22 protein-coding genes and 4 tRNA genes are annotated in these 26,384 nt (G+C 54.7%); 21 read left to right on the top strand and 5 right to left on the bottom strand.

Annotation, left to right across the window (positions count from 1 at the left end):
* The first annotated feature begins 189 nt into the window (after positions 1-189).
* The 20 genes from CFI10_RS15800 (at position 190) to CFI10_RS15705 (ending at position 18,875) form a co-directional block, all read left to right on the top strand.
* The gene (locus tag CFI10_RS15800) at positions 190-765 is read left to right on the top strand and encodes a hypothetical protein (protein WP_206836225.1); all 576 of its coding nucleotides are present in this window, start codon (positions 190-192) and stop codon (positions 763-765) included.
* Positions 766-814: 49 nt separating this feature from the next.
* Entirely contained in the window at positions 815-2,014 is a 1,200-nt protein-coding gene (locus tag CFI10_RS15795) for an outer membrane beta-barrel protein (RefSeq protein WP_206836220.1), read from the top strand.
* An 80-nt stretch (positions 2,015-2,094) separates the two neighbouring features.
* Positions 2,095-2,637, top strand: coding sequence for a polysaccharide biosynthesis/export family protein (locus tag CFI10_RS15790; protein ID WP_206836217.1), 543 nt, complete (start codon positions 2,095-2,097; stop codon positions 2,635-2,637).
* Positions 2,638-2,675: 38 nt separating this feature from the next.
* Positions 2,676-4,877, top strand: a complete 2,202-nt coding sequence (locus CFI10_RS15785; protein ID WP_242530020.1) for a GumC family protein — start codon at positions 2,676-2,678, stop codon at positions 4,875-4,877.
* Positions 4,878-4,882: 5 nt separating this feature from the next.
* Entirely contained in the window at positions 4,883-5,614 is a 732-nt protein-coding gene (locus tag CFI10_RS15780; protein ID WP_242530019.1) for a tyrosine-protein phosphatase, read from the top strand.
* A complete protein-coding gene (locus tag CFI10_RS15775) occupies positions 5,611-6,327 on the top strand; it encodes a hypothetical protein (protein WP_206836211.1) in 717 nt (238 codons plus the stop codon). Before CFI10_RS15780 ends, CFI10_RS15775 begins: the two co-directional genes overlap by 4 nt.
* Before the next feature lie 222 nt (positions 6,328-6,549).
* Positions 6,550-7,086: a CinA family protein gene (locus CFI10_RS15770; protein WP_341868538.1), complete on the top strand. Its 537-nt coding sequence runs from the start codon at positions 6,550-6,552 to the stop codon at positions 7,084-7,086.
* A gap of 89 nt (positions 7,087-7,175) precedes the next feature.
* The gene (gene recA / locus CFI10_RS15765) at positions 7,176-8,219 is read left to right on the top strand and encodes a recombinase RecA (RefSeq protein WP_091828129.1); all 1,044 of its coding nucleotides are present in this window, start codon (positions 7,176-7,178) and stop codon (positions 8,217-8,219) included.
* Between the two features lie 70 nt (positions 8,220-8,289).
* Positions 8,290-8,754, top strand: a complete 465-nt coding sequence (locus tag CFI10_RS15760; RefSeq protein ID WP_206836207.1) for a regulatory protein RecX — start codon at positions 8,290-8,292, stop codon at positions 8,752-8,754.
* A gap of 158 nt (positions 8,755-8,912) precedes the next feature.
* Positions 8,913-11,507, top strand: a complete 2,595-nt coding sequence (gene alaS, locus CFI10_RS15755) for an alanine--tRNA ligase (RefSeq protein WP_206842218.1) — start codon at positions 8,913-8,915, stop codon at positions 11,505-11,507.
* A gap of 59 nt (positions 11,508-11,566) precedes the next feature.
* Complete coding sequence (locus CFI10_RS15750; RefSeq protein ID WP_206836204.1) at positions 11,567-12,802, top strand: aspartate kinase; 1,236 nt, start codon at positions 11,567-11,569, stop codon at positions 12,800-12,802.
* A 185-nt stretch (positions 12,803-12,987) separates the two neighbouring features.
* Positions 12,988-13,176: a carbon storage regulator CsrA gene (gene csrA, locus CFI10_RS15745; protein ID WP_091828127.1), complete on the top strand. Its 189-nt coding sequence runs from the start codon at positions 12,988-12,990 to the stop codon at positions 13,174-13,176.
* Between the two features lie 64 nt (positions 13,177-13,240).
* Positions 13,241-13,328 (top strand) — tRNA-Ser (locus CFI10_RS15740).
* Positions 13,329-13,332: 4 nt separating this feature from the next.
* Positions 13,333-13,409 (top strand) — tRNA-Arg (locus CFI10_RS15735).
* Positions 13,410-13,440: 31 nt separating this feature from the next.
* Positions 13,441-13,517, top strand: a tRNA-Arg gene (locus tag CFI10_RS15730).
* A 21-nt stretch (positions 13,518-13,538) separates the two neighbouring features.
* Positions 13,539-13,615: transfer RNA gene (locus CFI10_RS15725), tRNA-Arg, on the top strand.
* A 65-nt stretch (positions 13,616-13,680) separates the two neighbouring features.
* The gene (gene thiI, locus CFI10_RS15720) at positions 13,681-15,141 is read left to right on the top strand and encodes a tRNA uracil 4-sulfurtransferase ThiI (protein ID WP_206836203.1); all 1,461 of its coding nucleotides are present in this window, start codon (positions 13,681-13,683) and stop codon (positions 15,139-15,141) included.
* 349 nt (positions 15,142-15,490) lie between these two features.
* On the top strand, positions 15,491-15,733 hold the full coding sequence (locus CFI10_RS15715) for an OadG family protein (RefSeq protein WP_091828125.1): 243 nt from the start codon (positions 15,491-15,493) through the stop codon (positions 15,731-15,733).
* Between the two features lie 44 nt (positions 15,734-15,777).
* Complete coding sequence (gene oadA, locus CFI10_RS15710; RefSeq protein WP_206836200.1) at positions 15,778-17,562, top strand: sodium-extruding oxaloacetate decarboxylase subunit alpha; 1,785 nt, start codon at positions 15,778-15,780, stop codon at positions 17,560-17,562.
* An 11-nt stretch (positions 17,563-17,573) separates the two neighbouring features.
* A complete protein-coding gene (locus CFI10_RS15705; protein ID WP_206836197.1) occupies positions 17,574-18,875 on the top strand; it encodes a sodium ion-translocating decarboxylase subunit beta in 1,302 nt (433 codons plus the stop codon).
* Positions 18,876-18,937: 62 nt separating this feature from the next.
* Here the strand turns inward: CFI10_RS15705 and CFI10_RS15700 are convergent, their stop codons facing one another.
* Both CFI10_RS15700 and CFI10_RS15695 read right to left on the bottom strand, forming a co-directional pair.
* Positions 18,938-20,089: an IS4 family transposase gene (locus tag CFI10_RS15700; protein WP_206836194.1), complete on the bottom strand. Its 1,152-nt coding sequence runs from the start codon at positions 20,087-20,089 to the stop codon at positions 18,938-18,940.
* Between the two features lie 143 nt (positions 20,090-20,232).
* Positions 20,233-21,165 (bottom strand): histone deacetylase family protein, encoded by a 933-nt coding sequence (locus tag CFI10_RS15695; RefSeq protein WP_206836192.1) that lies wholly within the window; start codon positions 21,163-21,165, stop codon positions 20,233-20,235.
* A 328-nt stretch (positions 21,166-21,493) separates the two neighbouring features.
* Here CFI10_RS15695 and CFI10_RS15690 point away from each other — a divergent pair, with 328 nt between their 5' ends.
* Positions 21,494-23,107 (top strand): response regulator, encoded by a 1,614-nt coding sequence (locus CFI10_RS15690; protein WP_206836189.1) that lies wholly within the window; start codon positions 21,494-21,496, stop codon positions 23,105-23,107.
* On the opposite strand, the gene CFI10_RS15685 is transcribed toward CFI10_RS15690, so the two are convergent.
* From CFI10_RS15685 to CFI10_RS15675, 3 genes are all read right to left on the bottom strand, one after another.
* Positions 23,104-24,645, bottom strand: coding sequence for a cryptochrome/photolyase family protein (locus tag CFI10_RS15685; RefSeq protein ID WP_206836187.1), 1,542 nt, complete (start codon positions 24,643-24,645; stop codon positions 23,104-23,106). The two genes, CFI10_RS15690 and CFI10_RS15685, sit on opposite strands and share 4 nt — an antisense overlap.
* An 82-nt stretch (positions 24,646-24,727) precedes the next feature.
* Positions 24,728-25,042, bottom strand: coding sequence for a hypothetical protein (locus CFI10_RS15680; protein ID WP_091828120.1), 315 nt, complete (start codon positions 25,040-25,042; stop codon positions 24,728-24,730).
* A 9-nt stretch (positions 25,043-25,051) separates the two neighbouring features.
* Positions 25,052-26,383: an FAD-dependent oxidoreductase gene (locus CFI10_RS15675; RefSeq protein ID WP_206836183.1), complete on the bottom strand. Its 1,332-nt coding sequence runs from the start codon at positions 26,381-26,383 to the stop codon at positions 25,052-25,054.
* Position 26,384: the final 1 nt, after the last annotated feature.

Genomic DNA, 26,384 nt, shown 5'->3' with positions numbered 1-26,384 from the left:
ATGCGGCATTTGCGCTGGCAAACGCAGGTGCAACACAATAGAATTGGATCTGAATAGAATTGCTGTTCTGGTTGCAAGCTGGTGGCATCAAAGGAGTAGCAGTGCGACTTGGATAAACATGCAATGGAATACATCGGGCCGGCCCCTTCCCCTGGCAGGTTCGACATACATACTAGTGAGGACGTTATCATGCGCAAAACTCTGACAGCACTTTCTTTGGCTGTAGCTCTGGCCTCTGGCCACGCCATGGCTGATGAAGCTACTTTGCAGGCCGTTCAGGCAACCGGTGTTCAGCCGTCTGCTGAACAGGTTAAAGCACTGGCAACGGCTGAAGGTGAAGCTCTGGCTCAGGCCGTTGCCGCCGTTGTGGCATCTCTGGGTGATAATGCTGTTGCCATCCAGCAGGTCGTGGCAGCTGCAGTTGCCGCATCACCGGCTCTGGCTGTAAGCATCACGGCTGCAGCTGCAACTGCTGCACCTGCTCAGGCCGCTGCCATCGCGGCTGCGGCTGCAACAGCAGCACCGGCGGAAGCAGCCAACATTGCTGCGGCTGCAGCGACTGCGGCACCGGCTGAAGCTCAGGCCATTACAGCTGCAGTTGTTCAGGCTGCGCCCCAGCAAGCGGCTGCTGTTGAATCCGCTGTTGCCAGTGCAGCTGAAAGCTCAACCGGTACTGATACCGGTACAGGCCAGACTACAACGGTTGCAACTACCGCTCAGCCTTCTGCACCGTCCGGCAGCAACACGGTTGCCAGTGACAACTGATCGATTTGATATCAAGCAAATTTGAATCTGATAACAAGGGTAGATCAGTATGCGTAAATTTTTTCCTGTAAAGACACTGGCAGCCGCCATGCTGATGGCCGGTAGTGGCAGTGCGTTGGCTATCGAAGCCGCGTCCATGGACCTGGGTGGTGTGCATTTCACTCCGGTATTGAAGCTGTCCGAGTCGTATGATGACAACTTCCGCGCTACCGGTGGTGCCGGCGAGCAGTCCAGCTGGATTACAACCATCAATCCTTCATTTGAGCTGGCAGCCCGTGATCGCCTGAATGTGTATAAGCTGACCTACAGCTTTAACAGCGACACCTTCCACTCCAGCCATAACGACAACAATATCGACCACCATCTCGACCTGGATGCGCATATGGAGTTCAACTCGCGCAACCGCCTGACCCTGAACGCGGGTTATGACAAGGTTGAAGATGTGGCCGGTACTGAAGTGAACGGTATCAACGACAAGTACCACACCTACAACATTGGGGGTGTGTACGGTTTTGGCGCCGAAGCTGCAATGATGCAGTTTGAACTGGGCGCCAACCAGCAGTGGCTGCGCTACGACAATAACCAGATGCTCAACGGTAGCCTGGTGAATGCGGACAAAGAGCGTGACACAACCACGCTGACCGGTACCGCTTATTACCGTGTGGCGCCGAAAACCCGTGCATTGTTCGAGATGCGCTACAACGATTACGAGTACCAGCAGGCAGGTTCTACGCTTGACAGTGATGCCATGGCGTACCTGTTGGGTCTGACCTGGGATGCCACCGCCAAGACCAGCGGTACAGCCAAGCTGGGTTATTCGAAGAAGAAATTCGATGCCGCCGGACGTGAAGATGTCAGTGGCAGCATCTGGGAAGTGGGTGTCAATTGGCAGCCGCGTACCTATTCAACCTTCAGCCTGAATACCCGTCGCAGCATGGAAGAAGGCTCCCAGAATGCAGAAGATGCGATTGATACCACTCGCACCAGTCTGAACTGGAACCACGCCTGGACCAGCCGTATCTCCAGCGATGTGGGTTATACCTACATGGAAGAAGATTACGAGTACACCGGCGCGAACAGTCGTAAGGATGAAACCCACGAATTTGCTCTGGGCATGAATTACGAGCTGCGCCGCTGGGTCGATGTCGGCATGGGTTACAAGTATCAGGATGTTGAGTCCAACAACGGTGTGGCTGCCGATACCTACGACCGCAACATCTTCATGCTGAAGCTGACCATGGGTCTGTAATCGTTTGGATTTCCGATCTGATCCAAGGGGGAGTTTGACTCCCCCTTTTGCTGTAAAGCTGTTATGAGGCTACAGATACGATGTGTAAAACCTTTTTCTCACGCACGCTTCTGCTGCTGACCTTTTTGCTGCCTGCTGCCTTCGCTGTTGCATCAGGTGATAGCCAATACAAGCTGGCATCGGGTGATGTCATTCGTATCAATGTATTCGGTGAGGCCGATCTGACCTTTGAGCAAATCCGCCTGAATGATGCCGGTACCTTCTCCTATCCCTTTATCGGCGAGGTACGCGCCAATGGCCGCACGGCAGCCGAGTTGGAGCGTATGTTGATTCAGGGCCTTAAGGGTGATTACCTGATTGACCCTAAAGTGTCCGTTACCATCCTCGAATACCGCGACTTTTTTGTGAACGGCGAGGTACGCTCTCCGGGGGGATATCCGTTCAAACCCGGTATGACCTTGCGTACGGCGGTTGCACTTGCCGGCGGCTTGAGTGAGCGCGCATCGGAGAGCAAAATTTCCATTGTTCGCGAAGAAAATGGTGAGCGTAAAACACTTAAAGCCACTATGGATACACCGGTACGCCCGGGTGACATTATTACAATTGACCAGAGCTTTTTCTGATTATGGACAGTAGTCAAACCAGGCCGGAACGCCAGTCTATGGCCCAAACACTGAATGATGAGATCGATCTGCTGCAACTGTGGCAGACCATCTGGCGCCGCAAATGGAGCATTTCCACCCTTACGGTGGTAGTGGCCATGCTGACCGCATTGGTTGTGTTTAGCATGACGCCGATTTTCAAGGCGTCCTCGACTCTTTTGATCGAGCAGAAGACGGCCCGGGCAGTCTCCATTGAAGATATCTATGGCCTGGAGGGTGGCAGCAGCGAGTATCTTCAGACTCAGTTTGAGTTGCTGAAGTCGAGAGGGCTCGCCGAGCGTGTGGTACGTGAGCTGAACCTGACGATGCACCCCGAGTTTGACCCGCGCCAGCAGCCCGAGCCGTTGATTGACCTGTCGGGTTTGTTTGCTTCATTGAATGTCACCAGTTGGTTGCCGATGACAACACCGGATGATCTGGTGGAGTCCGAAGCGCTGGCGGAAGCCCAGATCTTTGATCAGGTGGTCAGAAACTTCATGGAGCGCACCACCATTTCACCGGTAATGAAAACACAGCTGGTTAAGGTCGAGATCGAGATGGCGGACGCCCGCCTGGCGGCTCAGGCTGCCAATGCGCTGGCCAATGGTTATATCGAAAGTCAGTTGGAAGCCAAGCTTGATATGACGCAAACGGCAACCAACTGGATGAATGAGCGCTTGAGCACGCTCAAGGCTAATCTGGATGAGTCCGAGCGTCGGCTGCAGGAGTTCCGCGAAGCGGAAAACCTGGTAGATCTGGCCGGTATCACCACGGTGGCTGGGGGTGAACTATCCCAAACCGGTGACCGTTTGATTGATGCGCGCCGTAACCGTGCGCAAGCTGAAAGCCAGTACTTCCAGGTGCAGGGTATGCGTAATGCGGGTTGGCAGCGACTGTCGACCGTACCGGCTGTGCAAAGCAATACATTGGTGCAGCAGTTCAAGGCGGATGAGGGGCGTGCCCGCTCCCGTGTGGAAGAGCTGTCACGCCGTTATGGCGCCAAACACCCGGAAATGATTGCGGCACAGTCCGAGCTGCGCTCTGCGACTGCCAATCTGCGTTCGCAGGTGGAGCAGGTGGTGGCGTCCATTGAACGCGAATATCAGTTGGCCACTGCCAATGAGCGTTCTTTGCAGGGCTCGTTTGATCAGAACAAAGAGCAGATTCAGGAGATTCAGCGCAAAGAGTTCAGGCTGCGCGAGCTGCAGCGTGAGGTGGATGGTAACCGTTCACTCTACGATACCTTCATGACCCGACTGAGAGAGACTTCGGCGACTTCGGATTTTGAAGCGGTGAACGCGCGTATTGTTGACCCCGCAGTCGAGCCTGAAGATCCGGTCAAGCCCAAGAAAAAGCTGATTGTGGCGATTGCGGCTCTGCTGGCGGCCATGGCGGGCGTGGGCATCGTGTTGCTTCTGGAGTTCCTGAACAATACGTTCAAAAGCACCGAGGATGTGGAAAATCGGCTTAACCTGCCGGTGCTGGGGATACTGCCTTTGCTCAAGGGTAAGCAGCGGGGCGATATTGCCAATATGTTCAAGCGGGACGATGACAAGTCGTTTAACGAGTCGATCCGAACCATCCGCACCGGTGTTGTGCTGTCGGGCCTGGATAATCCACACAAGGTTTTGGTGGTAACGTCCTCCATTCCGGGTGAGGGTAAAAGCTCGGTGGCGGCCAACCTGGCGGCGGCGATGGCGCAGATGGAGCGCGTGCTGTTGATCGATGCCGATATGCGTCGTCCGACTGTTGCCAAGAACTTCGAGTTCCCGGTTGGTACGCCCGGTTTGGCAAACCTGGTAGCGGGTACTGCACGCATGGAAGACTGTATTCAGGAGATGGATGATAACCTGTGCATTATTCCGGCAGGTACGGTGCCGCCCAACCCGTTGGAGCTGTTGTCGTCCAAGCGCTTTGCCAAGGCGCTGGAGATACTGGAAGCGCGCTTTGACCGTATCGTGATTGACTCGCCACCTACTCAGGCCGTGAGTGATGCATTGGTGCTCTCGACCCATGCCAACGCGGTGATCTATGTTATCAAGTCCGAGTCAACGGCTATCCCGCTGGCGAAGCGCAGCATTGGTCAGTTGTTGCAGAATAATGCGCCGGTAACCGGTGTTGTTCTCAACCAAGTGGATATCGCCAAGGCCAAGAAGCAGGGTTACAGCTACGGTGGTTATTATGACTACTACGGCTATAGCGCCAAGGAAAAAGAGGCCTGATAGGGATGGGAATGATCGACCTGCACAACCATTTACTGCCGGGCATCGATGATGGTGCCGAGGATGTCGGTAAATCCGTTGAGTTGGCTCGTGTCGCGGTGGCAAACGGGATCTCGCATCTCGTCTGTACGCCGCATATCCATCCCGGCCGCTATGACAATACACCCGAGACCATTGCTGCTGCGCTGGCTGAGTTCAAGTCGGCGTTACTGGCTGAGTCGGTTGCATTGAAGGTCGCTGCAGCAGCCGAAGTACGTTTCGGGCTTGAGTTGATGCAAGGGATCGCTCAGCAAACTATTCCTTTTTTGGGGGAGTGGCAGGGCCAAAAAGTATTGTTGTTGGAGTTTCCTCACAGCGAAGTCCCTTTTGGTGCCGAAAAGCTGACGCAGTGGATGCTTCAGCGCGGTATATTGCCGATGATTGCCCACCCTGAACGCAATAAGGGCATCATGAAAAACCGCGTGAAACTGAAGCCTTTCTTGCAGCAGGGCTGCCTGTTACAAGTGACGGCCGCTTCGGTTGCAGGACAGTTCGGTGAAACAGCCCGTGGTATTGCTGCGGACTTGTTGACTGAAGGACATGTGACGATTTTGGCTACCGATGCGCATAACCTGACGCATCGGCCGCCCGAATTGAAGCCGGGGGTGCGCGCTGCAGCAGAGTTGATTGGCGATCAACGTGCCGCCGAGTTGGTTACCCAAAATCCCTGGCGCCTGGCTGAGGTGCATTTCGCGTGAGTCAAAGCCGTACCTCTGCGTTGTCACCTAGGGCGCTGAAGCTGCTTGTCGGTAGTGTACTCGTGTTGGTCATCCCGCTGGTTTATCTAGGGTTTACTACGCTAATGGCCGGTATTGCGGGCCATCAGGCACAGTTGTTCCTGGAAGACTGGGAACGCAAAGGTGAAGATCCGTCTGATAAGGCTTGGCAGTTTGCAGTTAATGCTGCCCAGCGCTCGCTTGAGTGGTCTCCGGGTGCCGGTGCCCTGCACGCTGATCGGCTCGGACGTATCTACGAATGGTATCGGGTCAGTACTCCGTTGGGCGATCGAGAGGCTGAACCTGCCCGGCACTTGGCTGTAGCGGCGTATCGTCGTTCAATCGAGGCGCGCCCCCTCTGGCCATTCACCCGGGTTCAGCTCGCGTATGCCAAGCTTAGGTTATTGGCGTTCGATGATGAGTTTCATCATCAGTTGGCTGAAGCTCGCCGGCTTGCGCCGGGGCGTGTGCGTATCCATGGGCCGCTGGCTGAAATTGGCATAATCGCCTGGCCACAGCTCAGTGCTGAGCAGAAACTGGAAACCTGGCAGTCTTTGGAGCTGGTGCTCCGCTATGATCCCCGCCGGGCACAACCGCTTTACAGTCTGGCCGAGCAAGCCGGCTTGACTGACTCTCTGTGTACATCACTTGACCCAGAGCTGCTCAAGCAGCGCAAGTGGTGTACCCCGCAATAAGTATCCCGTCTCTCGCACAAATGATGAACTCCTGTTGGAGAAAATAACCAGCAGGCTGTGTAAAAAAACGCTCTGATACGCAGTCTCGGTGTATGCGCACCTCCGATTAGGATTTTCGGTTGTAGAGTCTGGCTTCAATTGGTTTTTATGGGTAGCACTGGAGAGGCGCAGTTGTACTGTCCTGTCATCCGGGGATTGAATCGATCACCGTGCGGGGTTTTAATGTCAGGATTGTACGTGAATCATGGCGGCCTGCGTAGTCGCCCGCTTGGAGTTGGATCGATGAAAAACCTGGCACAAAAGGTAGGTGAAACACTGTTGCAGAAAGGGATCAAGCTGGCGACAGCCGAGTCCTGTACCGGGGGCTGGGTGGCGCAGGCAGTGACAGCCGTGCCCGGCAGCTCAGGCTGGTTTGACTGCGGTTTCGTGTCCTATTCCAACACGGCGAAGCAGAAAATGCTGGGTGTGGATCTTGACGTGCTTGAACGCAGCGGTGCCGTGAGTGAGCCGGTGGTAGCGCAGATGGCCGAAGGTGCTTTGCACAACAGCGAAGCCGATATTGCCGTCGCCATCAGTGGCATCGCCGGCCCTGAAGGTGGCACCGAAGATCGTCCGGTTGGCACTGTCTGGCTGGCGTGGGCCATTACGGGTCACCCCACAGTAACCTGTCTGAGTTTTTTCAATGGCGATCGCGATGCAATTCGTCAGCAGGCAGTGGAGCAGGCCCTTGAAGGGATTCTGGCCTACCTGCCACAGTGAGGCATTGAGTGGTTGCATTCTGCTCAGGTTGTGAAATAATACTGTTCAGGCATACAGTATTTTAACCACCCGGCTAAAAAGGTTTACCGATGGACGCTAACAGAAAAAAAGCGCTGGATGCGGCACTGTCGCAGATTGAACGTCAATTCGGCAAGGGCGCAGTCATGCGCATGGGCGATCAGCCGCGTGAAGCGATTCCTGCGGTCTCAACCGGTTCACTGGGGTTGGATATCGCTCTCGGTATAGGCGGTCTGCCCTTTGGCCGCGTGGTTGAGATTTATGGTCCGGAATCTTCAGGTAAAACCACACTGACGCTGCAGGTCATAGCCGAAGCCCAGAAGCAGGGTAAGGTGTGTGCATTTGTGGATGCCGAACATGCATTGGATCCGAACTACGCCGAAAAACTGGGTGTCGACGTGGATGCCCTGCTGGTCTCCCAGCCGGATACCGGTGAGCAGGCGCTGGAAATTACCGACATGTTGACACGTTCTGGGGCGGTCGATGTGATCATTGTGGACTCGGTTGCGGCACTGGTACCCAAGGCCGAAATTGAAGGTGAAATGGGCGATTCCCATGTCGGTCTACAGGCGCGCCTGATGTCTCAGGCACTGCGTAAGCTGACCGGCAGTGTAAAACAGTCCAACTGCCTGCTGGTATTTATCAACCAGATTCGTATGAAAATCGGTGTAATGTTTGGCAACCCCGAGACCACAACCGGGGGGAACGCACTCAAGTTCTATGCCTCCGTACGCCTGGATATTCGTCGCATCGGTGCGGTGAAGCAGGGCGATGAAATTACCGGTAACGAAACCCGCGTCAAGGTTGTAAAAAACAAGGTGTCACCACCGTTCCGCCAGGCCGAATTCCAGATCCTCTACGGTCAGGGCATCTACCATATGGGTGAAGTGATTGACTTGGGTGTACAGCAGGGACTGGTGGACAAGTCTGGTGCCTGGTATGCCTACAAGGGTGATAAAATCGGTCAGGGTAAAGCCAATGCCGCCAAATACCTGGAAGAACATCCGGACATCGCGCAGGAAATCGAAGCGGAAATCCGTGCTCAGCTGCTGAGTGTGCCTCAGCCAAAGGCTGCACAGGAACAGTCGGAAGAAGCCGGTCAGCTGGATCTCTGATTCAGGCATACGGCAGATGATTTAACAACAGGGGCCTTTGTGGCCCCTGTTGTGGTTATGGAGTCTTATCATGGCCAGGTTACTGGAAACTGAAGCTGAGCTGCGCAATGCAGCGTTTGCACTGCTGGGGCGGCGAGAGTACAGCCGTGCCGAAATGGAACAAAAACTGGGGCGTCGCTGTGAAGATGCTGAACTGTTACGGCAGGTACTGGATCAGTTTGTGGCAGATGGATATCAGAGTGATGAGCGCTTTGCGCATGTTTTTACCCGCAGCCGTTTTGGCTCGGGCTACGGTGCCATGCGGATCAGGCAGGAGCTGCGTCAAAAAGGTCTGGGGCCCGAACTTATCGAGCAGGCACTGGAAGATGAGTCTCCAGACAGTTATCAGCAGGCGCTGGAGTGCTGTCAGAGACGTTTTGGTGATCAGCCACCCGCTGATCCAAAAGAGTATGCACGGCGCATGCGTTTTCTGGTCAATCGTGGATTCTCGTTCGATGATGCCAAGCGCGCGATAAAGTGTGAAGGAAGTGAGTAAATTCAGGCGTTGCAGGGCAGAAAAGCTATCGTACATTTTTTGTTCGCGTTATATACTTGTCCGCTATTTTTGCGTACATATGACCGCCGTTCCTGCAACTGGGCGGGCGGTCCTGTCGTGCCAACCAGTACAGACGCAACGGACCTTATATGAACTACATGACAAGTGCGGAAATCCGCCAGGCATTTCTTGACTACTTTAACCAGCAGGGGCATGAAATCATTGCCTCGAGTCCGCTGATTCCGGGTAATGACCCTACACTGCTGTTCACCAATGCGGGTATGGTTCAGTTCAAGGATGTGTTCCTCGGCTCTGACAAGCGTCCCTACTCCCGTGCCACGACTTCACAGCGCTGTGTGCGTGCAGGTGGCAAGCATAACGACCTTGAAAATGTTGGTTATACAGCGCGTCACCACACCTTTTTTGAAATGTTGGGCAACTTCAGCTTCGGTGACTATTTCAAGCGCGAAGCGATTCGTTTTGCCTGGGAATTTCTGACCAAGCGCCTGGGGCTGCCGGAAGAGCGCCTGTGGGTAACGGTTCATTATACCGACGATGAAGCCGAGAAAATCTGGAAAGAGGAGATGGGGGTTAACCCCGAGCGCTTCTCAAAACTGGATGAAGACAACTTCTGGGCCATGGGTGATACCGGCCCCTGTGGTCCCTGCACGGAAATCTTCTTCGACCATGGCCCTGATGTGGCTGGTGGTCCTCCGGGCAGCCCGGATGAAGACGGTGACCGTTATATAGAGATCTGGAATCTGGTGTTCATGCAGTACAACCGCTCTGCGGATGGCAGCATGGAGCCGCTGGCGCGTCCGAGCATCGATACTGGCATGGGGCTTGAGCGTGTTGCTGCGGTAATGCAGAACGTGCACAGCAACTACGAGATTGATCTGTTCCGCAACCTGCTCGCTGCTACCGCCAAAGTGCTTCGTCTGGATGATACCGACAGCAAATCCCTGCGCGTGATCGCAGACCATATCCGTTCATGCGCTTTTTTGATTACCGATGGTGTGTTGCCGTCCAACGAAGGTCGCGGCTATGTGCTGCGCCGCATTATGCGTCGTGCCATCCGCCACGGTAATAAACTGGGTGCAAAAGAGCCGTTTTTCCATAAGCTTGTAGCGCCTCTGGTCAAGGAGATGGGCGAGGCCTATCCCGAGCTGGCCAAGCTGCAGGACCAGGTTGAACGTATCCTTCTGAAGGAAGAGCAGCAGTTTGCCAAGACCCTTGAGCATGGCATGCAACTGCTTGAGCAGGCGATCAGCGGCCTCGAAGGCAATGTGATCCCGGGTGAAACCGTTTTCCGTCTGTACGATACCTACGGCTTCCCGGTTGACCTGACAGCTGATGTTGCGCGTGAGCATGATCTGAGTATCGATATGGAAAGTTTCGAGCGTGAAATGGATGCTCAGCGCGAGCGTGCTCGTGCCTCAGGCCAGTTTTCGGTCGACTACAACGAACAGATTAAGCTGGAGGGCAGTACGGCCTTCAACGGCTATGACAGCCTTGAAGACCGCTCCGAGGTAATCGCGCTGTTCCGCGAGGGCGAGGAAGTGAATCAGCTTTCCGCGGGCGAGAGCGGCGTAGTGGTTCTGAAAAATACCAGCTTTTATGCCGAATCCGGTGGTCAGGCGGGTGATCAGGGTGTGTTGCGCTGGGATCGTGGCCAGTTCACTGTCCGCGACTGTACCAAAGAAAGCGGTCACCACCTGCACCATGGTCAGCTTGGCGAAGGTGTGCTGCAGGTTGGGGATCAGGTTGTAACAGAAGTTGACATGGCCAAGCGTCAGGCAACGGCGCTGAACCATTCAGCGACACACCTGTTGCACGCAGCCCTGCGCAAGGTGTTGGGTGATCATGTGCAGCAGAAGGGCTCTTTGGTGAATGCAGAGCGCCTGCGCTTCGACTTTGCCCATTTTGAGGCGATGACAGCCGAGCAGATCCAGACGGTTGAAACCCTGGTCAACGACCAGATTCGTGCCAATTCGGCGGTTGAAACCGAGCTGATGCAGCTGGAAGCCGCCAAGGCCCGGGGGGCCATGGCTCTGTTTGGTGAAAAGTATGACGACGATGTCCGTGTTCTGACCATGGGCGAAGGCTTCTCGGTAGAACTGTGTGGCGGCACTCATGCCCGTCGCACCGGTGATATCGGTTTGCTTAAAATCGTCGCTGAGAGCGGTATTGCCTCGGGTGTGCGCCGTATTGAGGCCGTCACCGGGGTTCAGGCGCTGAATTGGGTTAACAGCAACGAACAGGCACTTGGCGAAATCGCGGCCCTGCTGAAGGGTTCGCGTGAGAACGCGCTGGAAAAAGTGCGCGGTCTGAACGAACGCGCACGTCAACTGGAGAAAGAGCTTGAGCGTCTGGCAGCCAAGCTTGCCAGTGCTCAAAGTGGTGATCTGCTTAGCCAGGTACAGGACGTAAACGGTATCAAGGTGCTGGCTGCGAAGCTGGAAGGTGTTGAGCCCAAGGCGTTGCGCGACACACTTGATCAGCTTAAGAACAAACTGGGCAGCGGTGTCGTGGTTCTGCTGACTGCACAGGATGACAAGGTCAGCCTGATAGCCGGGGTGACCAAGGATCTGACCGGTCAGATCAAGGCAGGTGACCTGGTCCGTGAGCTGGCCTCACGGCTGGGTGGTAAGGGGGGCGGGCGCCCAGACATGGCGCAGGGTGGAGGCACCGATGTAAGTGCTGTTCCCGCTGCGCTGCAGGCGGTGCCCGAACTGGTTGCGGCAAGCCTGTAACTGAAAATACAGGCGCCTGCCGGTGCTCAATGCACCGGCAGCCGGATGGAAACACTGAAATGGCGTTATACGTACAGAAATACGGCGGCACTTCGGTCGGCTCTGTGGAGCGCATCGAAGCGGTGGCCGAAAAGGTCAAGGGCTTTCGTCAGCAGGGGCATGACGTGGTTGTTGTTGTATCCGCAATGAGCGGTGAAACCAACCGACTGATTGCGCTGGCCAACGAGATCCAGGAGCGTCCTGATCCGCGTGAAATGGATACGCTTGTGTCTACCGGTGAACAGGTGACCATTGCACTGCTGTGCATGGCGCTGAAAGCCCGTGGCGTGGACGCCCGTTCCTACACGGGAGGTCAGGTACGCATTCTGACTGACCAATATCACACCAAGGCCCGCATCCAGGATATCGAGACAGACCGTATACGGTCTGATCTGGACCAGGGGCGAGTTGTGGTTGTGGCAGGGTTTCAGGGTGTTGATCCTGAGGGCAATATTACGACTCTGGGGCGTGGTGGTTCCGACACGACGGGTGTTGCACTGGCAGCAGCGTTGAAAGCGGATGAGTGCCAAATCTATACGGATGTGGACGGTGTCTATACCACCGACCCGCGTGTGGTCGAAGGTGCGCGTCGACTGGAGAAAATCACCTTTGAAGAGATGCTGGAAATGGCCAGCCTTGGTTCCAAGGTGTTGCAGATTCGTTCCGTTGAGTTTGCCGGCAAGTACAAGGTGCCGCTGCGGGTGTTATCCAGCTTTCAGGATGGTCCCGGTACACTGATTACGATAGAGGATGATGAAACTGTGGAAAAGCCGGTTATCTCGGGTATAGCGTTCAATCGTGACGAAGCCAAGCTGACTGTCGTTGGTGTGCCTGATATTCCGGGCGTTGCGTCCCGGATACTGGGGCCAATCAGCCGTGCCAATATCGAAGTGGACATGATCGTGCAGAACATTGGTGCTGATCAGACCACCGATTTTACCTTTACAGTGCACAGAAACGACTATGATAAAGCACAGCAGGTGCTTGAGCAGGTTGTGCAGGAACTTGGCGCCCGCGAATGTGTCGGAGACAATAAGATCGCGAAGGTATCGATCGTAGGTGTTGGAATGCGCTCCCATGCGGGGGTGGCCAGCAAGATGTTTGATGCACTTGCAGGTGAAAATATCAACATCCAGATGATCTCAACGTCTGAGATCAAGGTATCAGTAGTGATCGCCGAAAAATATCTGGAGCTGGCAGTACGGGCGTTGCACTCGGCGTTCGATCTGGACTCTTCTGATACAGTCCGCGAGTAACGACAGTATCAGATGACGGCGGCCTGCATCTGTTCTATAGTAACGGCTGCAGGCCCCCAAGGCCTGAAACGGCCAGCGTCGCCATGATACCTGGATGGTCTAAGGACATATAAGGTGGAAGGGGCTGTGCTCGTTTCAGAAAAACCGGAACTCAGCACCCCAGGACTAAACTAAGGAGAGCCACAATGCTGATTCTAACCCGCCGCGTAGGCGAAACCCTCATGGTCGGTGACGATGTCACTGTTACTGTGCTTGGTGTAAAAGGCAATCAGGTACGTATTGGTGTTAATGCACCCAAGGATGTCTCCGTTCATCGCGAAGAGATCTATCAGCGTATTCAGCGTGAAAAGTCACAAGAGCCTGATCAGGAATAAGTTTTTCAAAATATTCCTTTTCTTTTTAAAATCAGTCTTGTAACATATGCGCCGTTGTTGACGAGGTGAGTTGGCCGAGTGGCTGAAGGCGCGCCCCTGCTAAGGGCGTATACCGCAAGGTATCGAGGGTTCGAATCCCTCACTCACCGCCATTGTGCGCCCGTAGCTCAGCTGGATAGAGTACCTGGCTACGAACCAGGCGGTCAGAGGTTCGAATCCTCTCGGGCGCGCCATTACTCAACAACGCTTTAGAAAAACATGTGTGCGCCCGTAGCTCAGCTGGATAGAGTACCTGGCTACGAACCAGGCGGTCAGAGGTTCGAATCCTCTCGGGCGCGCCATCTTTTCTTCCCCATCGGTATGCGCCCGTAGCTCAGCTGGATAGAGTACCTGGCTACGAACCAGGCGGTCAGAGGTTCGAATCCTCTCGGGCGCGCCATCCGTTTTTTACCCCTTCCCGATCAACCTGGTTACCCGACCCGAATCACAGATTCCGGAACACTCATGAAATTCATTGCCAAGCTTTTTCCCGAGATTACGATCAAGAGTCGTCCTGTTCGCCGTCGCTTGATTCAGCGCCTGCAAACCAATCTTCAAATCCTGCTGCAGCGTGTCGATGAGCTCGTCAAGGTCAGTGGTCACTGGGACAAAGTGGAGATCAGTTTTCCGGGTCAGGATATTGAGTTGAGTGCGCGTCTGGTTGATGAGATGCAGCGAGTGCCGGGCATTCAGTCGATCGTGGAGGTGCAGGAGTACCCCCTGGAGGACTTCGATCAGGTCTTTCAGTTGACACGTGATGCCTATGCAGAGCGCCTGCGCGGCAAAACCTTCAAGGTGCGAGTGCGGCGCAGTGGTGATCATGACTTTACCTCGGTTGAACTGGAGCGCTATGTCGGCGGCGGGTTGCGCCAGCATACCGATGCGGCTGGGGTTGATGTTCGCAACCCAGAGGTTTGGGTCGATCTGGAAGTGCGCAACGAGACCCTGTTTGTCGTTACGGCCATTCATCAGGGGCTGGGAGGCTATCCACTGGGGACTCAGGAAGATGTACTGTCGCTGATTTCGGGTGGTTTTGACTCGGTTGTGGCGTCATACATGACCATGCGCCGCGGCAGCAAAACGCACTTCCTGTTCTTCAATCTGGGTGGCTATGCCCATGAAATCGGCGTCAAGCAGGTAGCGCTGTATCTGTGGAAGCGCTATGGCGCATCGGCACGGGTTAAGTTCATCACGGTTCCGTTCGAGGAGGTGGTAGGTGAAATTCTGCAATCTGTTCATCACTCGCATATGGGTGTGGTGCTCAAGCGCATGATGATGCGCGCCGCTGACCGGGTCGCTGACCGAATGGAGCTGAACGCCATCGTGACCGGTGAGAGTGTGGCTCAGGTGTCCAGCCAGACATTGCCGAACCTGCGCCTGATTGATGAAAGCTGCGAGCATCTGGTGCTGCGTCCTCTTGTGACCATGGACAAGCCGGACATTATTGAAATCTCGCGCCAGATCGGTGCGTTTGATTTTGCCAGTGCCATGCCTGAGTACTGTGGTGTGATTTCTGACAAGCCTACAACCCATGCCAAGCGCGATCGGATTGAGCGCGAAGAGGCGGAATTCGATTTTGATACTCTTGACCGGGCGTTGGAGCAGGCCGAGATGATCAGTATTGACGAAATCGTAGAAAATCGTGACATCAATGCCGAGATTGAGGCGATGACGCGAGTCGAACCGAATCAGACGCTGGTTGATATTCGTCCCCCGCGCGAGCAGGAGCGCAAGCCGCTCAACATGCCTGGCTGTGATATTCGTATTATCCCTTTCTACAAGCTGGAAAGTGAATTCCCGAATCTGGAAACGGAGCGTGAGTACCTGTTGTATTGCGACAAGGGTGTAATGTCGCAGATGCATGCGCAGCATTTGCGCGAACAGGGCCACAACAACGTCAAAGTCTACCGTCCAGCCACTCATTGAGTGGCTTTTTTCTGCATCCTGTCTGTAAATTAGCCAAAAGGCTAATAGGTATTGTTCCCCTAAACGTGACATAAAAAGACTTATGTCGACATTATTGTCGCGCCAAGTGCTCTAAAGGCCTGTTTCTGTAAAAAAATTACAGATTGTCGACAATCTTGCAATGGCCCCCGGGGTCTGGGTTAGAATAGCTCAGGTTGATTGTGCATGTGTACCTGATAGTCTGAACGTTCAGGTGCATGCCGTCTGAGCATCTGTCTGTCGTTCTGGCTCTGCTAACCCAGTGAGCCGGGCGCGGCCAAAAGCCGCCGGCAGGCCAAAGGGTTTCGAATTACAACAGGAGCACCCACAGATGGATAATCTGTTCTCGGAAGGCCTCACATTGATGGTCTTCGGCATGGGTTTCGTCTTCGTCTTTCTGACGCTACTGGTGTTTATTACCAGCATCATGTCCCGGCTGATAGGCCGTTATCTGCCTGAACCTGCGCCCAAGGTCGTCAAAGCACGCCCCCAGGCTGCTGGCGTGCAGACCGGCAACAATGATGAGCTGATCGCTGTCCTTACCGCAGCGGTACACAAGTACCGCTCCAAGTGAGTCGGGTCAAAGAACAAGAACCTCTGATAGATAAAGGCTAACTCATGTCCGACGTAAAAAAACCGCTAGGCATTACCGACGTCGTCCTGCGTGATGCGCATCAGTCTCTGTTTGCCACTCGCATGCGACTCGACGACATGCTTCCGATTGCCGAGAAGCTGGACAAGATTGGTTACTGGTCCCTGGAAAGCTGGGGTGGTGCTACTTTCGACTCCTGTATCCGTTATTTGGGTGAAGACCCTTGGACACGCATTCGCGAGCTCAAGGCCGCCATGCCCAACACGCGCCAGCAGATGTTGCTGCGCGGTCAGAACCTGCTGGGATACCGCCATTATGCTGATGACGTAGTCGACAAGTTTGTTGAGCGTGCTGCCACTAATGGCGTTGATGTGTTCCGTATCTTTGATGCAATGAATGACCCTCGCAATCTTGATCGCGCCATCAAGGCGGTCAAAAATTGTGGCAAGCATGCTCAGGGTACCATCTCCTACACCACCAGCCCGGTGCACACCATCGAGATGTGGGTTGATTATGCCAAGACACTTGAAGATCTGGGCGCGGACTCCATCGCGATCAAGGACATGTCCGGCATTCTGACACCGTACAATGCCTTTGATCTGATCTCTCGTCTCAAGGCCCAGACCGGCCTTGAAGTTCAGTTCCACGCGCATGCGACAGCCGGTCTGTCAGACATGACCATCCTTAAGGCGGTTGAAGCTGGCGTTGATCGGGTTGATACAGCGATCTCTTCCATGTCCATGACTTATGGCCATACGGCCACCGAGTCAGTTGTTGCCGCATTGGCTGGTACGGATCGTGATACCGGTCTGGATCTGCTGGCACTGGAAGAAATTGCAGCCTACTTCCGTGAAGTACGGAAAAAGTATGCCAAGTTTGAAGGTTCGCTGCGGGGTACCGACTCCCGTATTCTGGTGGCTCAGGTGCCGGGCGGCATGCTGACCAACATGGAAAGCCAGCTCAAGGAGCAGGGCGCAGCAGACAAGTTTGACGAAGTACTGGCCGAAATCCCGCGTGTACGTGAAGATCTCGGCTACATTCCGCTGGTGACTCCGACTTCCCAGATCGTGGGTACTCAGGCGGTAATCAACGTACTCATGGGTGAGCGCTACAAGACCATCTCCAAGGAAGTGCAGGGGATTCTGAAAGGCGAGTACGGTGCTGCACCAGCGCCTTACAATGCCGAGCTGCAGGCCCGTGTGCTGGGTGGCAAGGAAGCAATTACCTGCCGTCCGGCCGATATGCTTGATTCGGAAATGGACAAGCTGACCACCGAACTGAAGCAGATTGCGACCGACAAGGGGATCAAGCTGGAGCAGGGTGAGCACGAAATTGACGACGTACTCACCTATGCACTGTTTCCTCAGATCGGCCTGAAATTCCTTGAAAATCGCGGTAACCCTGACGCCTTTGAACCTGTACCCACGCTTGAGGACGCACAACCCATGGCAGCCAAGAAAAACAACGGTCCCGAAGTCTACACCATCAACGTCAACGGCCAGAGCTATGTTGTTCAGGTAACCGAAGGCGGTGACATCTCTTCCGTTTCAGCTGCCCCTGCTGCTGCGGCTCCTGCAGCTGCTCCCGCTGCCGGTTCAGGTGAGCCGGTTCCAGCACCGCTGGCAGGTAACATCTGGAAAGTTCAGGTAGCTGCCGGTCAGGCGGTTCAGGAAGGCGACGTGCTGGTGATCCTGGAAGCGATGAAGATGGAAACCGAAGTACGTGCTGCGCGTGCCGGTACCGTTGTGTCAGTTGATGTCAAAGAGGGTGATGCCGTTCAGGTCGGTGATTCCCTGCTGACTCTGGCCTGAGGTGGTACCGCATGGATAACCTGATTGAACTCTGGCAGGCCTCGGGGATATACAATATCTCTGTTGGTCAGCTGACGATGATAGTCATCGGCCTGGTGCTGCTCTATCTTGCGATCCGCAAGAACTTTGAGCCGCTCCTGCTGGTTCCGATCGGCTTCGGCGGCATTCTGGCGAATATTCCAGAAGCCGGTATGGCATTCTCGGCGGTCGAGAACGCAATTCACTTTGCCAAACCGCATGTGCTAAGTGAGCTTGCTTCCGTGCTGGGTGTGGCCGGTAACGATCCACACGCGATCACTGAGGCGTATCACAGCTCCAATGCAAGCATTCATGCGGCTGCGAGTCTGGTTGCTCAGGATGCCGGTTATAGCAACGGCATGTTGTACAACTTTTACAGCATCGCAATTGCATCGGGTGCGGCACCGCTGCTGATTTTCATGGGTGTTGGTGCCATGACCGACTTCGGTCCGCTGCTGGCAAATCCGCGCACACTCTTTCTGGGTGCTGCCGCGCAGTTTGGCATCTTTGCAACCGTTCTGGGTGCTGTTGCCCTGAGTGCCTTCGGCATTATGGATTTCAGCATTCAGGATGCGGCGGCCATCGGTATCATTGGTGGCGCTGACGGCCCGACTGCGATCTATGTTGCCAGCATGTTGTCGCCCCACTTGCTGGGTGCCATTGCGGTCGCGGCATACTCCTACATGGCATTGGTACCGATGATCCAGCCGCCAATCATGCGTGCGTTGACCACTGAGGCTGAGCGCAAGATCAGCATGAGCCAGCTGCGTCATGTATCCAAGACCGAGAAGATTCTGTTCCCGATTCTGCTGCTGATTCTGGTCGCGTTGTTGCTGCCGGATGCGGCACCACTGTTGGGTATGTTCTGCTTCGGTAACCTGATGCGTGAGTGTGGCGTGGTTGATCGTCTGAGCGATACTGCGCAAAACGCTCTGATAAACATCGTGACCATCTTCCTGGGTCTGTCTGTTGGCTCCAAACTGTCGGCTGACAAGTTCCTGGATATGCAGACGCTGGGTATTCTGGTGTTGGGTATCGTGGCCTTCGGTATCGGTACGGCAGCGGGTGTGTTGATGGCCAAGGTGATGAACAAACTGCAGGGCGGCAATGCCATCAATCCGTTGATCGGTTCTGCCGGCGTCTCGGCGGTGCCGATGGCGGCGCGTGTTTCCAACAAGCTTGGCCTCGAAGCCAACCCGCAGAACTTCCTTCTGATGCACGCCATGGGGCCGAACGTGGCCGGTGTTATCGGCTCGGCGGTTGCGGCAGGTGTGATGATCAAGTTTGTCGGCTGACAATTGTCTGTGACATACCAAAAAAGGCTGCCCATCGGCCACTGCTGTCCCATAGTTTTTGATCATAAAGGGATCCTCATTTGAGGGTCCCTTTTTTCTGGCTTTAGTGAAGGAGGATTAAGTAGCGCCCAAAGGGGTATGCGTTCGAACAAGCTCACCTGAAGTGTTCGCATTATGCGTTGTACGCTCCAGCCTTGCCGGGCGCTGTGGCGAGCAAACGAGAGCAGTAGATAGCAGATCATGGCGATCCAGATCTGCGTCAGCACAGCATTCTTACTGTTACCTAAAAACGCCTTTATCTTCAGGTTTTGCTTGAGTGCTTTGAAGAAGAGTTCCACCTGCCAACGATCCTTATAGATCGACGCAATTGTCGTCGCGGCCAGCTTGAAGTTGTTGGTGATAAAGCGGAAGTGTTTACCGCTTTCCGGGCAGTTATACCCCACCAATCGAAGCGTGGGTGCGCCCTGTTTTTGCGCGTGCTGACTGCTCAACTCAATCACTTGATCGTACTCAACCGACGTCTCGGCACGTACTGGATTCGATTTCTGCACCTGATAAACAGCTTTGGGTCTCAGTCGCGTGACAAAGCTAACCTTTTGTTTTGTTAGCTCTCCATACCAGCGGTAATCAACATAGCCCTTATCAAAAGCCACGATACTGCCTGCCGGAAAGGTGAACTGGCGCCCCTGAATCAAATCGCCTTCCCGTCCATCACTGAGCGCAACGAACTCGGGAATTAAGCTGGCGTTGTTCAGGCCAGTATGCAGCTTTACACCAGCTTTTGACTGATGGATTTTTGCCCAGGGGAAAATATTCAATGACAGATCGATGGTGCTGGCATCGAGTGAATAAAGTGGATTTTTGAAGCGAAATTTATGCGCATTTGAACGCACAGAACAGCGCTGCAAAAGCTTATAAAAGATGGCCTCATAGAGCTCGGCAGGCTGCTGCTCATTGAGGCGGGCGAGGGTTGAGCGAGCAATCGGCTTGGCTCCGAGGTGGTAGAGTTTATGCCGCTGACTGGCGAGGCTAGACTCGATGTCGCGAAGACTTTGTCGGCCAGAAATCTGGGACATCGCAATGCCAATGAACTGATCCCAGCGTGAAGCTGAACGGAGCTTTTGCCCCACATGATGCTCACGAGCCGTTCGCTCAAAATCGTGTCTGGACAAAGGCTGGAGCAACTGATGAAACGCGGTGTTATGATGAGACAAAGCCTGAATCCTTTGTGAGTAGAGTGTTTGGTCGCACTCTCATTTTACTCACTTGGATTCAGGCTTTCTCATTTGCTGCCATTTATGGGACAGCAGTGGCCCATCGGCAGCATTTTTCGTTTGTGCGAGTGTCGCGTCTTGCGTCAGCCTTCTGAAAATCCGGCCAGTACTTCCAGGTGTGCCTGTACACTGAAGGCCAGCGGCACCGGGTTATATCCGCCCTCAAGAACAGACACGATTCGGCCCTGACAGTGGCGGTCGGCAAACGCTTTTATTTTCTGAGTGACCCAGCGGTAATCCTCTTCATCCAGATTCAGGTCTGCCATCGGGTCTTCCTTGTGGGCATCAAAGCCTGCCGAGATAAAGATCATGTCGGGCTTGTGCGCCTCAAGTGCCGGCAGCCAGCACTTTTCAATGGCATCATGAAACAGACTTGGATCGCTGTGAGCCGGTATTGGGCAGTTGATGATGTTGGCTCGATCGATTTCGTGATAGCGCTCCGGGTAGTAGGGGTGCTGGAACGTCGAACAGACCAGCACTTCCGGGCGGTCTTTGAAAATATCGACAGTACCGTTGCAGTGATGTACGTCGAAATCGAGAATGGCCACTCGTTCTATGCCTGCTTGCTGCAGTGAGTGGGCAGCGCCGATGGCAATGTTGTTATAGAAGCAGAAGCCCATGGCCAGATTGTATTCGGCGTGATGGCCCGGCGGGCGGACCGCACAAAATGCGTTTTCGGCCTTACCGCTCAGGACGCGATTGGTCGCAAGAATGACGCCACCGGCAGCCAGGCTTGCCGCCTTCAGAGAATCTGGACACAGGGCCGTATCGTCATCGGTATAGACCACGCCCGAGTCCGGAACTTTCATTTCCAGCCGCTTCTGGTGCAGGTGGTGGTGTGCGAGTAATATCTGCTCTTCAGTTACCTCAACAGCGGTCAGCTGATCCAGCTGATCCAGCAACCCGGTGCGTTGCAGTACCTTGTTAATGGCAACCAGCCGCACGGGGCTCTCCGGGTGTTCCGGCCCCATATTGTGCAGCATGCAGTCCTTGTGGGTGATAAATGCTGTTGTCATGGCTTTAGCATACTCCTCTACTGTCAACATTCTAGAGGAAAAGGCGTCCCGAGAGGCTTAGGCCTTGGTCTTAAGACGGTCTTTATCATGCGGTTAACCCAACTATTGATCGTTGTCATGCCGTGCCGCCATCAGGTTCTTTATAGTGTCCACACAGCATAGAACTGTCTTCTGCACCGAGTGTTCTCACCCAACGCTCGGTGTTTTTTTATCCCCCTCCTCATTGCGTGAATACTTCTTGCGTGTGCCCATGCCCTGTATACTCATTGCTGATTGCCGGCCCTTGTGTGTCGGTACACAGTGTTTGGCATAGGGTGGATAGGCCACGGTGGCTTCACGCAAGGTAGATTACTCCGACAAGAACGTTTTGCTGATCGACAGCAGCGGTAACCTGCGCTCTACGATCTACTACATGCTGCGTGAGCTTGGCGTCAGAAACCTGAAAGCAACCACCGTGAACGAAAAAGTGTTGCAGCTGATCGAGGAGGAACAATTCGATATTATCCTGCTTGGTCATAACAGCAGTGACGCCGTGACGGGTATGCAGCTGCTTGAGGAAGCTCGCTTTCTCGGTTATATCCGTCCTACAGCTGGCTGGATCTTCATGACCAGTGATGCCTCACAGGAGGTGGTGCTTCACGCCATCGACAGTCGGCCTGATGACCTGCTGACACGCCCTTTTTCCATTGATGAACTCAAGAGTCGGCTCGACCAGCTGGTGCTGCGCAAACAGATGCTGAGGCCGGTAGAGCAGTCGATTGAGGTGGGTGATCTTGAGGGTGCTGTCCTGGCCTGCGATGACATCCCTCGGCATGATCCCAACATTGATTATGCACGTCGTATCAAAGCCAACCTCTTGACTCAGCTGGGTCGAGCGGATGAGGCCTATGAGGTGCTTGAACCGATTTTCTGGCAAGATCCCGACAAGGATACGGGGCTGTGCATGGCGCAGGCATTAATCGGAATGCAGAGGCTGAGTGAAGCAGGAGATTTACTCGACAGTTTGATCGAGAGTTATCCACTGCTGATCGCGGCATATGATCTGCGCGCTCAAGTGCATGAAAAGAACGGTGATCTGGAACAGGCGCGAGAGACACTTAAAGTTGCGACCGCCAAGGCTCCGCTGGGTATTCCTCGGCAGATGGAACTAGGGCGGGTTGCGACCCAGACTCGTGTGCTTGAACTGGCCGAAGGTGCTTACCGAAAATCGATCGTGCTGGGTCGGCGTAGCTGCTACCGCTCACCGGAGCCCTACCTGCGGTTGGCGAACATCAGGCGGCTCGAAATGAAAAGTGCAGATTCGCGGCGCCAGATCGAGCTGCGCAATGATATGGACTCCATTCTGAACAATGCCGAATACAACTTTTCCAAGGATCCTGCGCTGAAGGTCAGAACAGCCCTGTTGCGGGCTCAGGCAAGCGAGGATATGGGCGATCAGGAAGAGGCTCGGCGGTTGAGTGAGGAGGCCCAGCGCCGAAATGCTGCTCTCAGTCAGCCTTTGCAGCTTGAACGCGAGCGTCTGACCCTGTCGGGCGATCCGGTACCTGTGCTGGAACCGGAACCAGAGCACGATTCGGCCAGAGAGGCGCCTCGTCAGGTTCGTCGAGACCCGGAAATGAGCGACAAGGTCAATCGGCTTGGGGTCAAACACTACCTGGCCGGCAAGGGCTCTCAGGCGATCCGCTATTTTGGTCTTGCCATCGAATATGATCCCGGCAATGTGCCGGCCCTGCTTAATCTGGCACAGCTGTTTCTTGAGGTTGCGCGGGATCAGGAAGCCAAACGAGACGAGCGCCTCAAAATGGTGGATCGCTACCTGCGTCTGACAGACCGCCTGCCACTTGAAGCGGTGGAAAAACTGCGTCAAAGCCAATTGAAAACCTTCCGTCGCATGCCGTTGTCCGAACTGCCGGAAGGCTCTCTAGGGGTGCTGCTGCGCTAGTCTGTCTGATCGAGCGACTTCAGAAATATGCGGGCACTTTGCTTCAGCACCTGTTGTTGCTCTTCATCCATTTTGTGCAGCTGCCGGTAGGTCAGTCCAAGTCGCGGATTTTGGCTCAGCAATGACTCATGCCTCGCCATAAAGTCCCAATACAGGTAGTTGAATGGGCAGGCATCGGGTCCGGACTTGCGGCGTACGTCATAGCGACAGTGTTTGCAGTAATTCGACATGCGGTTGATGTAGGCGCCGCTTGCAGCATAGGGCTTGCTGGCCATCTCGCCACCGTCCGCAAAAAGTACCATGCCCAGTACGTTCGGCAACTCAACCCACTCGTAGGCATCGGCATAGACTTCCAGATACCAGTGGCTGACCTGCTCTGGGTCAAGTCCGGCGAGCAGAGCGAAATTGCCGATCACCATCAAACGCTGAATATGGTGTGCGTAGGCGTAGTCACGTGTTTGTGAAATGCACTGCTGCAAACAGTTCAAATCGGTGTCGGCACTCCAGAAAAACGAGGGCAACGAGCGGTAGGCATTCAGGTAATTGCGGCTGGCATATTCGGGCATATGTAGCCAGTACAAGCCCCGAACATACTCACGCCAACCCATAATCTGGCGAATGAAACCTTCCACGGCATTCAAGGGAGCCTGCCCCTGCTGCCATCGCTCCTGTGCCGCCTGAATCACTTCCAGTGGATGGAGTAATCCCAGGTTGATGCTGGTGCTGAGCAGAGAGTGGTACAGCCAGGGCTCGTCTTGACGCATGGCATCCTGGTAGTCGCCAAACAGGGGGAGTGAGCTGTCCAGAAAATGTGATAGTTGCAGCAGGGCCTGTTCCCGTGTGACGGCATGGTTGAACGACTCAAGAGACCCGAAGTGCTGCCCGAAGCGACTTTCAACAAGCTTGATGACATCCAGCGTGATCTCATCAGGCATGAACTGAGGCTGTGTCGGCATGACCCTATTGGCCGGCAGCGGCTTGCGGTTTTCCCGGTCAAAATTCCATTGCCCGCCAGCCGGTTGGCCCTGTTCCATCAAAATGCCGTATTCCTGGCGTAACTGTCGATAGAAATACTCCATTCGCAGCTGCTTGCGGTCTTGAGCCCAGCGTCGGAAGTTATCATGGCTGCAGAGAAAACGATCATCCTCGCGAATATCAATCTGCCATTGCGGGTGCTGCTGCTGCCAATGTCGGAACTGATCCTGCAGGCGATACTCGGCCGGTTCCGTCAGTGCTACATGTCGGCAGCCTGAGCGAGCCAGTACGGATTCAATTTCGCTGAAGAAGCTGCCGCTGTTGTCCTGTGCATCCAGCGTAACGTAATGCACCTTGAAGCCCAGCAGGCGCAACTCACGGGCAAAGTGACGCATGGCAGACAACACCAATACCAGCTTCTGCTTGTGGTGGTGAACATAGGTGGCTTCAGTGGCCAGTTCACACATTAGAATCATATCCTGCTCAGGGGCCATATCCCTGAGACTGGAGATGTTCGGTGTTAGCTGGTCGCCCAGAATCAGGCGCAGGCAGGGGGATGACATGCATACCTCATCGACAATTACTCAGTCTGGGGTACGCAGAAACCACCCGGATGGATTCCGGGTAGTTTCAAGCCGATCGTTTTCAGGAGGCTCGGCGCAGTACCGGGCTGAGCAGAAGGAAGCAGTAAATGGCTGCCCCGACAGCAACGGCCAGCAGCGACAGCCAATCGGTTGTTGTCGCAACATAGCTCAGTTTTGACATTGTCAGTGCGGGGGCCACCAGTGCAGCTCCAATGCCTACAACGACACACAGCAAGTATAGGAAGCCGGGTCTTGGTCCATGCTTTTTCCAGCCTGACAGCTGAGTCAGTACCAGCGGTACCAGCAGAAGCACCAATAACCACCAGTAAGGCTTGAGCGAGTAAAGAATAATCGTGATGACGCCTTCAAAAGTCATTGTTGCCTCCTACACCTGTCCGTTGAGCATGGCGTAATACGCCGGCTGCAGCATTTTTTCCTTCATTACCCACACTGCCCAGGACTCTTCGGTCGGGCTGATGAAGGGGAAGGATGGCATCAGTTCGCCGCCATAACCGAACTCGGCCAGCACGGCACGGCCAATTGAAGTAATCAGTGGGCAGGAGGTGTAGCCGTCATACTTCGCCAGCAGGGGCTGGCCCGCCAGATAGGACAGAATATTTGCCTCTGCTACGGGAGCCTGTTTCTTCACACTGGCGGCCGTTTTGCCGAAGGGAGTGCCGATAACATCGCCGACACCGAAAATCTCGGGGTAGCGGCGGTGTTGCAGATTGTACTGGTCAATCTCAAGCCACTGATTGGCCATGGGTCCTTCCTGCCAGGCCAGTTCACTCTGGCGTACTGCATCCGGTGCGCTCATTGGAGGAACGACATGGATAAAGTCATAGGATTCCCGTTTTGTCTGGCCATCTTCTGACGAGAACAATGCAGTTTTGCTGCTCGCATCAATACCGACCAGCGTGCGCTGATCGTGGAGGCCGACCTGTTGCTCCTGCCAGCGGTTCAGCACGAAATCGTTGTATACAGGTACTGAAAACACGCGGTTCTGGAATGGAGTAAAGAAGTCCACCTGGAATTGGTCACGCTTGCCGGTATCCTCCAGTCGTGACAGGGTGGTAAACGTCATTTTCAGTGGGGCGCCAGCACATTTGATGGCGGTATTGCTGAGGGTAAAAATGGCGCGTCCCGACCCTTTGCTGATCAGTGACTCGATCTGGATGTTGGTGGCACTGGCCGCAGCAGGGCTGGCGTAGACGCTACCGATACCCTTTTGGCCGATAAGGTCAGTACTCATGCCCTCAATATCGGTGTAGTTCAACTGGCAGCCAGTGGCGATGACCAGCAGGTCATATTCCAGTACCTGACCATTTGTCAGTTTGACCTTGCGTTGGTCTGGCATGAACTCGCTGACATCAGAAGGAATCCAGCTGACACCGGATGGCAGCCATTCAGCGGTACTGGTTGCGACCTTGTCAGTGGGCCAGAGGCCTGACGCGATCAGGGTGTAACCGGGCTGGTACAGGTGTTGTTGACGTTCACCTGCGATGGTGATTTTGGCGCCTGAAAGCGAGTTGTTGAGGCGATTGGCAATGGCGGTGCCTGCAGCTCCAGCACCAAGAATGACGATGCGTGCATTGCTGCCCTGACGAGCAAAGGCTGAGCCGAAGGGCAGAGCAGACAGAGCGGTTGCGCCTGCCCCCATCTGCAGAATTCGGCGGCGTCCGGGATTTTGAGGTACTGAAGCTTTAAAGGGGTGCATG

It is taken from the genome of Marinobacterium iners, assembly GCF_017310015.1.
Taxonomy (GTDB): Bacteria; Pseudomonadota; Gammaproteobacteria; order Pseudomonadales; family Balneatricaceae; genus Marinobacterium; species Marinobacterium iners.
This window is presented reverse-complemented; position numbering and strand designations above follow the sequence as displayed.